Here is a 15,133-nt window from a genome sequence, read left to right on the forward strand (position 1 = left end):
AATTAAGATTTAAGAACAGATTTTCTTACTTCCATTTATTCCACTTAGAATCAGTATGTTTCGGAGCAAAAACAATCATCAATTGCTTTAAATCACCTAGCATAATTCCTCCGTTATTCCCTGAATTGAAAATATTGAAAATTTCATCACTTTTTGCTTCGATAAAAACATTGAAAGCATAGTTCTGCTGGAATGTATTTTCATATATTTTTAATTGCATTAAAGCATCAAAAATGGCCTTTTTAGAAGGAGTCTGATCCTGATTATAAAGACCATCTAACCCGATTCTATGGTAAGTATAAAAAGTAGTTCTTAGCTGATTGGTATTAGAATTCAATAACGTACTAATTAAATTACCTCTTGTTCTTGGTCCTTCTGTTCCCAATTGAGCCCACCCTTCGTAATTTCTATTCTGAGAGTTCTGAGCAATCTGCTGTGCCTTTGTAAACCACTGCGTTCCGCCCATCGACTGAAAACTATCTGCATCATACCCTAAAATCAGATATACATAAAAGCTGATCACATCAATCAGGTTTTTTCCTGAAAACTGTCTTTCATTAAAGATCAGGTTTTCATTTTCTACATATTCAAATCCGAATTTCGTATCCTGAATATTAATTAAGGGGGATTCATAATTTGTACTGAATACGGGACGAACTGCCTGTACTACAATACTTCCTTTATAGGTATTCCCATTTTTTTCACTGATGACAATCGCAAAATTTGATTTGATTTTTTCAAAATTCTGTAATTTCTTCCCTGTCCAGCTTGTATTGTTAATGAAATCTCTAAGACTCTTTTCCAATGTTTTATATACCTGCTGATTACTTCCTCCCATTTGCTGAGCGTTGATCTGCACTGTGGAAAGTAATTCCTGAGAAAAACTGATATTATAAAGGAAAAATATAAAAAATATGCTTAAAATTCTTTTCATTGTTTATTTAAAAATTGAGAACGGAAATTTATAAAAATTATTTTAATAGCTGATTCTCAATAAAATTGAAAATATCTTTTGCTACTTCATCTTTAGATTTCAAATCAAATTCTGTTTTCTCTGTTTTTGTGAAAATTTTGATTTTGTTGGTATCGTTTTTAAAACCGGCTCCTTCATCTCTCAAAGAATTCAGAACAATCATATCCAGATTTTTCTTTTCCAGCTTTCCTTTGGCATTTTCTTCTTCATTTTGAGTTTCCAAGGCAAATCCTACCAAAAACTGATGATCTTTTTTCTCACCCATCGTTTTTAGAATATCCGGATTTTTAACAAGCTCTATGGTTAGATTCTCATCATTCTTTTTGATCTTCTCTTTGGCAACTTCTTTGGGTGCATAATCTGCAACCGCCGCGCTTGCAATAGCAATATCTACATTTTCATAGAACTTGAATACTTCTTCAAGCATTTCTTTCGCAGACGTTACTCTATGGATTTCAATATTCTGAATATTTGTTTTTTCGGCACTTGGGCCTGAAACTAAGATCACTTTTGCTCCTCTTTTTGCCGCCTCTTCCGCTAATGAAAAACCCATTTTTCCTGAAGAATGATTGCCTATAAATCTAACAGGATCAATAGCTTCATAGGTTGGTCCCGCTGTAATAAGAATAGTTTTCCCTTCTAATGTTTTATGCTGAGCTGAATAAAAAAAGTCTTCAAGAATTTTTACGATGGTTTCTGGTTCTGCCATTCTTCCCTGTCCTACCAATCCACTTGCTAATTCCCCATTTTCAGCCGGAATTATATAATGTCCGTAACTTTCAGCCAATTCTAGGTTTTTCTTTGTAGAAGGGTGTTGATACATATCCAAATCCATTGCAGGAGCAATGAATATGGGACACTTCGCTGACATATAGGTTGCAATTACCAAATTATCACAGGTTCCGTGAACCATTTTCGATAATGTATTGGATGTGCATGGAGCAACAATCATTACATCTGCCCACAATCCAAGTTCTACATGGCTGTTCCAGGTTCCGTTATCTCCATAAAAATCCGTATACACCGGTTTTTTTGATAAGGTAGACAGGCTCAATTTTGTAACAAAATTTTCTGCATCGGGAGTCATAATCACCTGAACTTCCGCCCCTTTTTTCACAAAATCTCTTATTAAGAAATGAATTTTGTAAGCTGCAATTCCTCCAGAAACGGCTATTAGTATCTTTTTGCCGGAAACACTCATTGAGTTTTATTTTTTTGAATCACTAATTTACTTATTTTTCCCATAACAGCCATTATATAAAATAGCAAAGGTCATAAAGAAACAAGTTTCTTTATGACCTTTGTATATGTAAAACACAAAAGATTACTTTCTATCTTCCGTTTTTCTGAAGTATACATCATCATTTAACCATTCTTCAATTGCGATAGAAGTTGGTTTTGGAAGTTTTTCATAGTGTTTAGAGATTTCAATCTGTTCTCTGTTTTCAAAAACTTCTTCCAATGTAGAGTTGTGAACAGCAAATTCATCCAGTTTATTGTGCAATTCTGTACGAATCTCTGCATTAATCTGCTCTGCTCTTTTTCCCATGATAACAATAGCTTCATAGATTGAACCTACTTTATCTTCAATCTTATCTTTATCGTAAGTAATCGTATTTACTTCTGCTTTTGTATCTTTTACGCTCATTTTGAGAAATTTATTTTATTTTAAGATGGCAAATTTACAAATTATCTTTGAATTTTGAAAGTCGCTGCCGGAGGTGGTGTTTGAAGCGCTGCACTATCTCTTTGAATTTGCATGGCTTTCTTCTCTGCAGAAACCTGATCTTTCAGCTGCTGCTCAGTCTTTGCTTTATCTGCAAGCTTAGCTGCTTCCTTCTTTTGTCTCTCCGTAAGAGTAGCAATTCTTGCCTCAGTTTGTTTCTTTACAACGACAAAATTTTTCTTTTCTCTCTCTAATTTTTCTCTTAGATCTAAAGCCGTCTTCGAATATTCTGTATTAGGAAGTTCTTTTTCAACTTGTTTTGTAAAAGAAAGAGCACTTTCAATACGTTCATCCTTCAAATCGTATACCGACTTCACAGCCAATTCGTAACGAGACTTCATGATAAAGTCATAGATTTTCGGACGAAGTTTTGTACTTGGGAAATCGTCTAACACATTCTCCAACGCTACATTGGCAGATTTGTAATCTCCCATTTTGAAATATTGTCTTGCGTTTTCGTATGCTTTAAATTCCAGTTTATAAGAAAGCTCATCAATCAACGTATTGATATTTTTTGATCTTTCAGAGTTTGGATAATTATTGATGAAATCCTGAAGTTCATTGATTGCCAATTCTGTACTAGACTGATCCAAGTTATAGTCCATAGATCCTTCATAGTAACATAGTGCAGACATATAAGCTGCTTCTTCTGCTCTAGGATCTTTCGGGAAACTTACTGCAAAATTTTTAAACTGATGTCCTGCCAGTTTATAGCTTTTATCATAATAGTTTGCATATGCCGTATTGAAACCTACATTAGGAAAATCATCCGTCCCTGCTACTAAATTCGTAAGCCTATCGTAAAGAGCCAACGCATTTTTCCACTTCTTTTTTGCAAAGTTTTCATTTGCTGCTTTTAAAATGAAGTTTTTGTCAGCACTTTTTAATGCTCTCTCCTGCTGGCTTACACATGACACAACAACCGTTAGTGCAAAAAGACCTAAAATATATTTTTTCATATAAAAATTCAACAGTTTTCGGATTTTATAGCCGATTTACTAATTTGCAAAAATATAACTTTTTTGCCAAAAGATTTTTTTTTATGATTATTTAACGTAATTTTAGTCTGCAGCGTATCCCAAAATTGCAAAAACACTTAATAAGAGATTCATTCTGATTTTTTTCTCAGCTTCTTTTACATAGGTTTCTTCATTTTTATGAGGAACATACAATTCATAGAAATTTCTGTTTCTAATCACAAATAAAGTAGACCCAATAATGGTTGTCAGAATATCTTCCGGTTTTGGAGTAAAAGTAAATACTCCTGAAGCTACCCCTTTTTTGATAACTTCATCTATTTTCTTTACAAAAAGCTGATAGAAATCCAGCAATTCATCTTTCAGGTTATCCGTATGTCTAAGTTCCTGCGTTACAAAACCGTGAAAATAATTATATTTAAAAAGTTGTGTTACGATAAATTTAATCATTTCCTTCATCTGCATTTCAGGTTTACCGTCTTTAATCGTATCAGCAAATTCTGAAAAATTTTCTCTCGTTTTCAAAACTCTGTATTGATAGAGATAAGACATCATTTTTTCTTTAGATCCAAAATAATATGAAATCATGGCAACATTTATATTGGCTTTGGAACAGATATCTCTTACGGAAGTTCCTTCATATCCTTTTTTTGCGATCAGCTCTTCGGCTATGTCTAAAATATGAATCTGCTTTTCAGTAAACTTTTTTCTCATGAGGATTGAGTTTGAGTAAAGTTAGGAAATTTTTAACATATTTATAAACGTTTGTTTAGCATTTTTATCTGAGTCTTAAATTATCGTATTTTTGTTCATGGATTATTTTGATTTTCATCATCATAAGAAAAATATTTCTTTCGGAATCTACAATTTGGATCTTACTGATAAGATTCCGGATTCTTTATATTCTGTTGGAATTCATCCTAAAGACATTCTTTATGACAAGATAACGGAACAGCTTAACTGGCTGAATGAAAATATTACGGAAAACTGTTTTGCGATTGGTGAATGCGGTTTAGATTCGTTTGTTCCTATTGAACAGAACATTCAGGAAGAAGTTTTCTTACGACAAATAGAAATTTCTAATGAGCTCAAAAAACCGATCATCATTCATTGTGTACGGAAATTTTATGAAGTAATTTCTTTCAGAAAAAAGGCCAATCAGGCGATGATTATTCATGGATTCAACAAAAAAGAAAGCATTGCCCATGATCTTCTTAAAAATAATTTTTATCTGAGTTTTGGAAAAGCAGTTTTGTATAATTTATCTTTGCAGAATACTTTGAAAATTACCCCTTTAAACAAAATCTTTCTGGAAACGGATAACGAGGATTTTGAAATCGCAACATTGTATGAAAAAGTTGCCGAAATAAAAGGGATTTCTCTGGAAGTATTAAATGAACAGATTTTAGAAAATTTAGAGATCATAAGACATGGATAAATATTGGTTGGAAAGAACGGAACTTCTCATCAAAGAGGAAGGATTGGAAAAGCTGAATAAAGCTAACGTTTTGGTTGTTGGATTGGGAGGAGTAGGCTCTTTTGCTGCAGAATTTCTGGCCAGAGCAGGAGTTGGAAATATGACGATTGTGGATGGAGACACCGTGGATATCACGAATATTAACAGACAGCTTCCTGCGTTGCATTCAACAGTGGGAAAGCATAAAGTAGAAGTCGTTGCAGAAAGGCTTTTAGATATTAATCCTAAATTGTCTTTAATTAAAATCAATGAATTTCTGAATCCTGAAAGAATGGATCAGGTTCTTGATGAAGGAAACTTCAATTACATTCTTGACTGCATCGACAGTGTGACTCCCAAGCTTAAGTTATTAATTGCTGCAAGAAGGAGAAAGATAAAGGTCGTAAGTTCTATGGGAGCCGGCGGAAAAGCTGACCCAAGCAAAGTCATGGTGAGAGACATCAGCAAAAGCCACAATTGTCATTTAGCAAGACAGATAAGAAAAAGGCTGAAAAAAGAGAAAATAAACAAGGGAATCCGTTGTGTGTTTTCTAATGAGATTCAAAATGAAGAGAGCTTAAAAATGACTGACGGAACCAACTACAAAAGGTCTTTTTACGGAACAATTAGCTATATTCCAGCTATTTTTGGATTATATGCTGCTGCAGAAGTAATCAATCATTTGGTGAAGAAAGACTAAGCTTTTATAAAATATGACGAGATGCTTCGACTTCGCTCAGCATGACATTTTTACTACCAAATATTTTTAGTAGTACCACACTAAGCGAAATCGAAGCATTTTAATTTAAAATTCCACTATATTTACAGTCCGTAAATGACAGACTTCAAATATTCCAAAGCCGAAAAACTCAAAAAAGAGACAGAAATTGCTTTACTTTTCGAAAAAGGTAAATGGAAAACTAATGGCAATCTAAGAATTATTGTTCTGAAGGAAAAACCTACTGTTTCTATTGAAAAAGGAAAATTCGGGGTTTCGGTCTCTAAGCGATATTTCAAAAAAGCAGTTCACCGTAATCGTGTAAAAAGACTTTTGAGAGAAGCTTATCGTCTAAATAAAGACGTTTTTAAAGAGGCTTTCGGAGAGAAAACATTTGCCATGCTGTTTTGGGTTTCTTCGGAGATTCCAGCAAAATTTCAGGATGTAGAAGAGCAGTTTATAAAACTTTGCACCTCTCAAAAAAGACAATAAACATTCTTCTATTTTTTTGTACCTTTAAAAGGAACTATTAATCTGAAAAATAAAATGTTAGATAATATTCCTTACCTTCCTTATATCATAAGTGCATTTATTGGTATTGGCTTGGCTGCAGCAAGTGGATTTCGGGTTTTCCTTCCTCTTTTTGCAGTAAGTTTAGCTTCTTATTTTCATTGGATTCCTATGAGTGAAAGTTTTGAATGGCTTTCTGGGCTTCCTACGCTTATTACAACCGGAGTAGCGATGGTATTTGAAATTCTAGCATATTACATTCCTTTTTTAGACCACCTTTTAGATACCATTTCTATTCCTATGGCTACAATCGCTGGCTCTATTCTATTTGCGAGTCAGTTTGCGGATTTAGGTACATTTCCTCAGTGGGCTTTAGCTTTGATTGCCGGAGGAGGAACCGCTGCGACCATCAGTACGGGATTTGCAGGAATTCGTGCAGCATCTACTGCGACAACAGGAGGAGTGGCAAATCCGGTAGTAGGAACCACCGAAACTGCAGGAGCAGGACTTATGTCTGTTTTAGCAATGGCGACTCCTATTATTGCAGGAATACTTGCTATTATTTTCATTTTTCTGGCTCTTTCTATAGTAAGGAAGGCCTGGAAAAAGCTTAGACATAATAAAAAAACGGCTTCAGAATGAAAATTTTGATTTCAATTATAAAAAAGGCGGCTGAAAATGAATTTTCAGCCGCCTTTTTTTATTTTATTTTCTTCATATAATTTCCAAAAACAATCCCGAGAGGACCTAAAACTGGAAATAAAATCAGAACTAAGTAAGGTAAAATACCCGATTTATTTTTAAAGAGTGTCGAAATCGCTACAATGTACAGTACAATAACAGCAACAGCGAACAATATTATTTCATATGGCGTGATTACAAGTAGGTTCATTAATATGATCTAGTTTTTACTACGGAAATCTTTTATTTCTTGAATTTTATTTTTAAAATATTCTTCTTTTTCCGGATTCTTTTTAATCAGTATATCAAATGCTTTTATGGCTTTTGTATACAGCTTTTGCTCAAAATATAAGGTCGCAAGTGTTTCAGTCATTAAATGGGAAATATCGTCATTCTTTTCTTTCACCACATAGGTACTTTCTTCTCTTAACTGGCTGATTTTCGGATTATTCTCAATAAAGCTTTCAATAGCCTTCGCTTTGATTTCAACTTTTTCTTTTTCAACTTCTTCGGTTCTGTCGATTTTCAACCAACTTTGCCAAGTATTGATAAATCCTGGAACATTACTGTCTAGAAGATTTGCCTTGGGAGCTTCAACCACAGTTTCTTCTACCTTTTCTTCTTTAATTTCTTCTTTTTCCTCAATTATATTCTGAACTTCTTTTTCAGGTTGGGCAATCGTCCAATTTGAACTAAAGAAAGACACATTCATCACAGGAACATCTTCTTTATTTTCTTCGGTCTTCTCAGAGACTTCCTCCTCTACTGTAAGTTCTTCAACAGGTTCTTCTATTGGAGCTGATTTCTCTTCAGTTATGGCAGCAACTTCTTCTATAACAGGCAACATTTCTTTTTGCTCCGGAATTTCTTCTTGAACAGATTCTACTTTTGGAATAATCGTTTCCGCAGGTTTATTAAGTAAAGAATCCGGAAGGTTTGATTCAAAAGACATTGGCTTCCAAGCAGATTTCGTCTCTACAACTTCTTCTGCTGATGTTTTTTCTTCAGTACTTTCTTTCTCCGGCTCTACAACATCTACAACTTCAGGTTGAATTTCTTCTATTGTATTTTCCGGCTCCACTTCCTCTTTAGCTTGAGATACAATTGATGCCGTTTCAAAACTTTGAGTTTCAGCAAAGCTGATTTCGTGACCAGTAATTTCCGGCTCTTCTTCTTTTACTACTTGCTCAGAGGCAGCCTTTTCTTTCATTTTTTTCTCAACCTCTTCTATCAAACGACGTATTTCATCTTCATGTTTATTCAGATTCGGTTGAAGAATTTCAGTAATAACTTCTTCAGGATTATTCGGTTGAATTTTCACTTCCGGTAAGAAAGACTCCATTCCATGGAAACTCAATTCTTCCTTATCTTGGATATTTTCTGTTTCTGAAGAAATTTTATCTTCATTAATGATTTTCTCAGGAGTAAATTCCGCAGTCTCTACAGCCTCGTTTTCTTCTTTTACCTCATCAATTACAATTTCCTGTTCTTCATTACCCTGAATATGAATATCAGAAAGGGAAGCTTCCGTTTCATGGAAACTTAATTCCGAGTCTTCTAAAATCTCTTCTTTTTCAGGCTCAGAAGTGATGGTTTCTTCTTCGATAATCGTTTCCGGCTCAAACTCTTCAATTTCTTCAAAAACTTCATGATTTGAAGCCATTAAAGAATCTGAACTAAGAGTAATTGTCTGTACAGGTTCTTCTGTAAGGAAATTTTCTTCTCCTTCGAACAGAATTCGGTTTTTCTCTCCGTTTACATACACATACGTAACCTCTTGTCCGGATTGTACAGCACACGAAGTATCATCAGTATCATTTGAAGTTTCATTTTCTCTTCTCAGAGGGAAACTACTGCTTTGGTAGAAATGTTGTTTAGGAGTATTATTAAGATCCTGCTCAATTTTATTTTCATGAACAACAGGTTCTTGAATCTTTGGTTTAGGCTTCTGCTGAATTTTACCATTGATAAGCTGGTAAAGAATCTTTTTATCTGTAGTATATGCAGCCGTAGTAGAAAGTTCTCTCTGATAGTTTTCTTTTTCATACAGATGCACTCCAAATAAATGTAATGCTCTGATATTTTGAACATAAGGAAAAGCATCGATCTCTCCTCTCAGAAGATTAATATCTTCCGGCTGAATGTTTTTCGGATTTTTTAATAGCTCTAAAACTCTAGGATTCATCTTACCAGTTTGCTACAATATCGTTAAATATTTTATTAATAATTCTTTCGTTGACAATTTTTACCTGAGAGGTTTCTATATCACTTTGAGATAAATTGCTATTGAAAGTTGCTTCATCCGTGTATGTTCTGTCAAAACTTAATTCAGGATGAATCTTGTTTTCGTAATGAACTTTCACTGTAATCGTCAATTTATTCTGTGAATCCTGAATAACTCCTGCACTTGTGGTAGAAGTCGTTGAACTAATCGTGGTAGGATTAATAGCATAATCTGTAATTTCTCCTTCCACTAAAATATCAGGATTTTGTTTAGTTCCTTTAAGCGTAGTTCTTTGTAAGAATCTGTTTTGAATGTCTGTAGAAAACTGTTGTGCCAATGCAGGGTTTACCAATGCCGCATTGTTTGGGAATTCATTAATCTGAATGGTTTTTTCATCTTTAAGAGAGGAACCTGAAAAGCTATAACAGGAATTCAGCACATTTAAACAAAGCAGTAAAAGCCAAAATGTTTTTGGCTGATTGATTTTGATATTTTTAATTTTAAAATTCATTTTTAGATCCGATTTCTGTAATTTCATCATACTCAATTTGTTGAATAGCATCTTCATAAGCAAAATAATTAGCAGCATACATAAACGGAATGGTAATAAAAATACCGATTCCACAAGCCAAAATACCAATTTGAGATAAAATTCCCACCACAATTGCAAAAAGTAAAATTGACCACAAATTACCTTTAGTCATCGCCGTTGAAATATTCCAAACTGTTTTTATATCTGTAATTCCTTTAAAGCTAATTAACGGAATAATGTAAAACCCTCTCAATAAGAAATAATAGAGTGCTACAATCATTAAAAACATGTACGGGAACATAAAGATCATGACTCCTGCGCTTGGCTCACCATTTCCACCTGATGTTAATCCCGCTAAAACAGCCAAAATCATTATCGGAATATATAAAACAATGACACCTGCAATGATAATCAACTGTAAAATAAAATAAGGCATAAAGTCTTTGAAATCAAAAATTTCTCCTGCACTTGTCAGCTGATTTCTATTGAGCTTTCGAAGGTATTTATAAAAATTTCCCGCTGCTAAAAGTCCGCAGAAAGGAATAATCGACATGATAAAGCACATTAAAAATCCTACAAAAACATTTCCAAAGTCTTTCTTTAAAAGTTCAATTCCTTTATTGATATATTCTCCGAACTTAAAATTGATGGGTTTAGGTACTAAATTTATTTTCATTTTTTGTGTTGGATGTTAATCTTCTAAATTATATTGTTTTATTTTTCTATATAAAGTTCTTTGTGAAATTCCCAATTCGTCTGCAGCCTTATTCCTACGTCCATTATGCTTCTCTAACGCCTTAACAATCAAATCCTTTTCATTGTTTTGAAGGGATAGAGATTCCGGTTTATTTTCTTCTATTTCAATATCTTCAAAGTCCTCAAAATTATCATCCGGATTGGCAATAATGGTAGGATTTTGAATATGCTGATTATTATTGTTTTGATTTTCAAAATACAGTAAAGAGTTTGGCGCTACATTCTGCTGTGTTTCAGGAGTATAAATTCTATTGATTAAATTTTTCTCATGATTGCTTAAATCATTAGTTCCGCGGTTCTTTATTAATTCCGAAGTTAAGGATTTTAAATCATTTATATCGCTTCGCATATCAAAGAGAATTTTGTACATAATTTCTCTTTCACTACCAAAATCGCTTTGTTTTTGAGCATTCGGCTGATTAACAACCATTGGCAAATGGGCATCCATAGGAATGTATTCTGCCAATTTTTCTACCGTAATATGTCGGTTTCTTTCTACCACCGTCATTTGTTCAACCAAATTTCTCAATTGTCGAACATTCCCCGGAAATGTATAATTTTCAATATAATGAACAGCACTTGGCTCCAGCTCCAGTTCAGGCATTCTGTATTTTTCAGCAAAATCTATTGCAAACTTTCTGAACAGCAAATGAATATCTCCTTTTCGCTCTCTTAAAGCAGGCATATCGATTTGCACAGTATTAAGTCGGTAATATAAGTCTTCACGGAATCTTCCGTCCTGAATTGCCTTCATCATATTCACATTGGTAGCCGCTACGATTCTTACATTTGTTTTCTGAACCTGTGACGATCCTACTTTCATGAATTCACCGCTTTCTAAGACTCTCAGCAAACGAACCTGTGTTTGTAGAGGTAATTCTCCTACCTCATCAAGAAAGATCGTTCCTCCGTCTGCTACTTCAAAGTATCCTTTTCTTGTTGCTGTAGCTCCTGTAAACGCTCCTTTTTCGTGACCGAATAATTCAGAGTCGATTGTTCCTTCCGGAATGGCTCCACAGTTTACAACGATATAAGGTTGGTGTTTTCTTTTGGATTCTGAATGAATGATTTTAGGAATAAATTCTTTTCCTACCCCACTTTCTCCAATCACAAGGACTGAAATATCTGTAGGCGCCACCTGGATTGATTTTTCCAAGGCACGGTTTAAAGCAGGAAAGTTTCCGATGATCCCGAAACGGTTTTTTATATTTTGTAACTCGTTACTCATAAGTAAATTTTAGATTGTTGATTTAAATTTGATCTACGGTATGTAGACATTGAATTGGTTTAAAATGGATTAAATTTTAACCAATCAAATTCAAATAATCTTTGTTTCTAACCTTTGTAACTTTAGCTTTAAAATATAAAATTTCAGCAAAGAAATTTTCCTTACTGCTTTTCTCGAAGTTCTTTAGAAGCAGATCATGTTTTTCTTTTTCAGAAAAATTAGCTTCTAATTTATTTGTACAAGATCGATATTGATGTTTTTCAAATAGAGATTTCCCAACAATATCAATGATATTTTGCTTCTGATGAATGGCAAAATTAGATCTTGATTTTTCTTTTACACAAAACTCTCGTGAGCCCTCACATTCATGGTTTAAAAACTGATTGTAAATTTCATAGAATCTACAATCTTCATTTTCTAATGAGCCATTATTGATCTGGGCTGAAATATTACTACAAATTATTACCAATAAAACACTGAGGCAATATTTCTGAAATTTTTCCATTGTCTGAGTTTTAAAAGTTAATAATGATACTAATTTGTTATATATAATTCTGAGAAAAGATTATTTCACAGTTTCCCCCAAAAGTGTGCCTTGTGTATTGTCGAATACAAAAACATTCACAATCTCACCAATTTTCTGGCCTTCCAACATATCGAATACACAAACCGCGTTTTGAGAGTTTCTTCCTTTCCACTGGTTTTTATTCTTTTTAGAAATTCCTTCAATTAAAATCTTGTGCGTTTTTCCTACATAAGATTTCATACGGTTTCTTGATAATTCCCCTTGCAAAGCAATGACTTCAGCCAAACGTCTTTGTTTAACATCCGCAGGAATATTGTCCTCCATTTTCTTGTGAGCCGGAGTTCCAGGTCTTTCTGAGTAAGCAAACATATAACCATAGTCATATTCTACTTCTCTCATCAAGCTTAATGTATCTTGGTGATCTTCTTCAGTTTCGTTGCAGAAACCAACGATCATATCCTGAGAAAACGAAACATCAGGAACGATTTCTTTAGCTTTTTTAATTAAGTCTAAATATTCTTCACGAGTATGTTGTCTGTTCATTGCTTCCAACATATTATTGCTTCCACTTTGAACCGGCAAGTGAACATATTTACAGATATTCTCGTGCTTCGCCATCATTCTGAATACATCAAGACTCATATCCTGAGGATTTGAGGTCGAGAATCTGATTCTCATTTCAGGAACAGCTTTAGCCACTAAATCAAGCAATTGAGCAAAATCCACAGCCGTTGCTTTCTGCATTTCTGATGCTTTGGCAAAATCTTTTTTAGGTCCACCTCCATACCAAAGATAAGAGTCAACATTCTGACCTAATAATGTAATTTCTTTATATCCATTGTTCCAAAGATCTTTACATTCATCCAAAATAGAATGTGGATCACGGCTTCTTTCCCTTCCTCTTGTAAACGGAACTACACAAAACGTACACATATTATCACAACCTCTCGTAATCGTAACATAAGCTGTAACACCATTTCCTCCTAAACGAACGGGATTAATGTCTGCATATGTTTCTTCTTTTGAAAGAATTACGTTAATAGCATCTCTACCGTCTTCGGTTTCTTTCAATAGGTTTGGTAAGTCTCTGTAGGCATCGGGACCAACAACAAGATCAACCAATTGTTCTTCTTCCAAGAACTTAGTTTTCAATCTTTCAGCCATACATCCAAGAACCCCCACCGTCATATTTGGTTTTTCTTTCTTAAGATTTTTGAACTGAGAAAGACGCATTCTCACCGTTTGCTCCGCTTTTTCACGGATCGAACATGTATTTAAAAGAATAAGATCAGCTTCTTCAACTTTCAGAGTGGTATTGTAGCCTTGTTCGTTAAGAATTGATGCAACAATTTCAGAGTCAGAGAAATTCATCTGACACCCATAACTCTCCAAGAATAATTTCTTAGAGTTCCCCTCTCTTTCTGCAATAGCAAAAGCTTCTCCTTGTTTTGTTTCGTCTATATATTTTTCTTGCACAATTGTCTGTTTAAGGTTCAATATTTAAAGTTCAAGGTTTCACGACCTGATTTTTAAACTTTGAACTTTTGAATTAATTTGCAAAGATACAAAATATTGTGACAGAATGTCAGAGAAAAAATTTGGAGTAAAAATAACTTTAGAATTAATTAGAATAATTTGCATTAAATCTTATAGGCATTGTGAAAACTTGTTTAACAGGCACTCCTTTGTAATAACTAGGTTTCCAGTAGGACTTTTTTGTATTTGATGCACAATCTACAACCATTCTGTTAAATTTTTCCAAATTAGATTGGTTGTCAATATAAAAAAAGCCAGCCTCTCCGCTTGTATCTACATCAAAATTAATGGTGAATGAGTAATCTACATTAGCTTTATATCCATTCGCATCAAAGCATTTCACAAAGTTTTCTCTAAACTTCATAATATTACTTTCTTTATCTTTATGCATGTAAACAGGCATTGAAAAATCAATTTCACTGAATTTGTTTTTAAATAACAAATCATCCGTAAAAAGAGTGCAAAACATCGCCGCTGTTTTGTTACCATCTACTTCTGCCACCTTCCAGTTTTTTACATTTTTCATTATTTCCAAAACTTTATCCTTCATACATTTGTTATTCTTAACTGCAACCGTATCTGTATCTGCAACATATTTAACTTTGCTATCTGGATAAACTATAAATCTCATGAATAACGCTTCTGTTTTTTCACAAGGCTTCATGTTATTTTTGACAACAATCTCCTGAATATCATCATTAAAACCCTGTCTTCCTCCTTCGTAAAATGTCTGACCTTTCGGATAATTGTATAAGACTTGTGCATTAAAGCTTATAAATAAAGTTGAGAGAATAAGAATAAAAATTTTAAGTTTCATGTTATAAATATTAATTCATTTTTTAGTGTGTTTTAATCACAATTAAACTTCAACTAATCTCCATGGTCAAAATGGTCTGTTGTAAAGTTGATTTTAATTATTTTTTTAGAAATCACGGGTTGCCCGTCTTTCATAGCCGGTTTCCATTTCTTTTTTACTTTTTTGATAGCGAATTCCATGTCTTCTATAAACATTTCACTATTCTTCACTTTTGGTAAGACATCAAGATTTCCAATTTTACCATCCGGATTTACGTCAAAAACGAAAACAAACTTTCCGTTTACCGCATACTTTTGCAGATCAATATAAGCATGAACCATTTTTAGAAATTCATTAGCAAAAGCCGAATCTCCACCTGGAAACTCAGCGTTTTGTGAGAGTGTTATATTTTCTTTTTGCGGTTGATTCTCTTGAGAATATCCTTTAAAGCCAATAAAGAATAAAAGTAAGGTTATAATAGTTTTTTTCATACA

At 33.6% G+C, this 15,133-nt stretch carries 17 protein-coding genes; 4 read left to right on the forward strand and 13 right to left on the reverse strand.

Annotated features, from left to right (window positions below):
• Nucleotides 1-25: 25 nt before the first annotated feature.
• From porD to RM51_RS13065, 5 genes are all read right to left on the reverse strand, one after another.
• Nucleotides 26-934, reverse strand: coding sequence for a type IX secretion system protein PorD (porD, locus tag RM51_RS13045; RefSeq protein WP_039370222.1), 909 nt, complete (start codon nt 932-934; stop codon nt 26-28).
• A gap of 37 nt (nt 935-971) precedes the next feature.
• Entirely contained in the window at nt 972-2,174 is a 1,203-nt protein-coding gene (gene coaBC / locus RM51_RS13050; protein ID WP_039370224.1) for a bifunctional phosphopantothenoylcysteine decarboxylase/phosphopantothenate--cysteine ligase CoaBC, read from the reverse strand.
• Between the two features lie 123 nt (nt 2,175-2,297).
• Complete coding sequence (locus tag RM51_RS13055; protein ID WP_039370228.1) at nt 2,298-2,621, reverse strand: DNA-directed RNA polymerase subunit omega; 324 nt, start codon at nt 2,619-2,621, stop codon at nt 2,298-2,300.
• 41 nt (nt 2,622-2,662) lie between these two features.
• Entirely contained in the window at nt 2,663-3,658 is a 996-nt protein-coding gene (locus RM51_RS13060; protein WP_039370231.1) for an outer membrane protein assembly factor BamD, read from the reverse strand.
• Nucleotides 3,659-3,760: 102 nt separating this feature from the next.
• A complete protein-coding gene (locus RM51_RS13065; protein ID WP_039370234.1) occupies nt 3,761-4,390 on the reverse strand; it encodes a TetR/AcrR family transcriptional regulator in 630 nt (209 codons plus the stop codon).
• 97 nt (nt 4,391-4,487) lie between these two features.
• Between RM51_RS13065 and RM51_RS13070 the strand changes: the two genes are divergently transcribed.
• The 4 genes from RM51_RS13070 to RM51_RS13085 all read left to right on the forward strand — a co-directional run bounded on the left by RM51_RS13070 (nt 4,488) and on the right by RM51_RS13085 (nt 7,002).
• Entirely contained in the window at nt 4,488-5,114 is a 627-nt protein-coding gene (locus RM51_RS13070; protein ID WP_039370237.1) for a TatD family hydrolase, read from the forward strand.
• Nucleotides 5,107-5,832 carry a tRNA threonylcarbamoyladenosine dehydratase gene (locus RM51_RS13075; RefSeq protein WP_039370240.1) on the forward strand — a complete coding sequence of 242 codons (726 nt, stop codon included), beginning with the start codon at nt 5,107-5,109 and terminating at the stop codon, nt 5,830-5,832. The genes RM51_RS13070 and RM51_RS13075 overlap by 8 nt, the downstream gene beginning before the upstream one ends.
• Nucleotides 5,833-5,967: 135 nt before the next feature.
• Nucleotides 5,968-6,342, forward strand: a complete 375-nt coding sequence (rnpA, locus tag RM51_RS13080; protein ID WP_039370242.1) for a ribonuclease P protein component — start codon at nt 5,968-5,970, stop codon at nt 6,340-6,342.
• A gap of 54 nt (nt 6,343-6,396) precedes the next feature.
• Nucleotides 6,397-7,002, forward strand: a complete 606-nt coding sequence (locus tag RM51_RS13085; RefSeq protein WP_039370245.1) for a DUF4126 domain-containing protein — start codon at nt 6,397-6,399, stop codon at nt 7,000-7,002.
• A gap of 259 nt (nt 7,003-7,261) precedes the next feature.
• Here RM51_RS13085 and RM51_RS19155 read toward each other — a convergent pair whose 3' ends face one another.
• From RM51_RS19155 to RM51_RS13130, 8 genes are all read right to left on the reverse strand, one after another.
• Nucleotides 7,262-9,226, reverse strand: coding sequence for a hypothetical protein (locus RM51_RS19155; protein WP_052248504.1), 1,965 nt, complete (start codon nt 9,224-9,226; stop codon nt 7,262-7,264).
• A 1-nt stretch (nt 9,227) separates the two neighbouring features.
• Nucleotides 9,228-9,776, reverse strand: a complete 549-nt coding sequence (locus RM51_RS13100) for an LptE family protein (protein WP_039370346.1) — start codon at nt 9,774-9,776, stop codon at nt 9,228-9,230.
• Nucleotides 9,766-10,473, reverse strand: coding sequence for a hypothetical protein (locus RM51_RS13105; protein WP_039370252.1), 708 nt, complete (start codon nt 10,471-10,473; stop codon nt 9,766-9,768). Before RM51_RS13105 ends, RM51_RS13100 begins: the two co-directional genes overlap by 11 nt.
• 15 nt (nt 10,474-10,488) lie before the next feature.
• A complete protein-coding gene (locus tag RM51_RS13110; RefSeq protein ID WP_039370255.1) occupies nt 10,489-11,781 on the reverse strand; it encodes a sigma-54 interaction domain-containing protein in 1,293 nt (430 codons plus the stop codon).
• Between the two features lie 76 nt (nt 11,782-11,857).
• Nucleotides 11,858-12,286: a hypothetical protein gene (locus tag RM51_RS13115; RefSeq protein ID WP_039370257.1), complete on the reverse strand. Its 429-nt coding sequence runs from the start codon at nt 12,284-12,286 to the stop codon at nt 11,858-11,860.
• Between the two features lie 60 nt (nt 12,287-12,346).
• The gene (miaB, locus tag RM51_RS13120; RefSeq protein WP_039370349.1) at nt 12,347-13,783 is read right to left on the reverse strand and encodes a tRNA (N6-isopentenyl adenosine(37)-C2)-methylthiotransferase MiaB; all 1,437 of its coding nucleotides are present in this window, start codon (nt 13,781-13,783) and stop codon (nt 12,347-12,349) included.
• A 145-nt stretch (nt 13,784-13,928) separates the two neighbouring features.
• On the reverse strand, nt 13,929-14,660 hold the full coding sequence (locus RM51_RS13125) for a hypothetical protein (protein WP_039370258.1): 732 nt from the start codon (nt 14,658-14,660) through the stop codon (nt 13,929-13,931).
• Nucleotides 14,661-14,713: 53 nt separating this feature from the next.
• The gene (locus RM51_RS13130) at nt 14,714-15,130 is read right to left on the reverse strand and encodes an energy transducer TonB (protein ID WP_039370261.1); all 417 of its coding nucleotides are present in this window, start codon (nt 15,128-15,130) and stop codon (nt 14,714-14,716) included.
• Nucleotides 15,131-15,133 lie beyond the last annotated feature (3 nt).

Origin of the sequence: Chryseobacterium taiwanense, from assembly GCF_000813825.1 — a bacterium.
GTDB lineage: Bacteria > Bacteroidota > Bacteroidia > Flavobacteriales > Weeksellaceae > Chryseobacterium > Chryseobacterium taiwanense.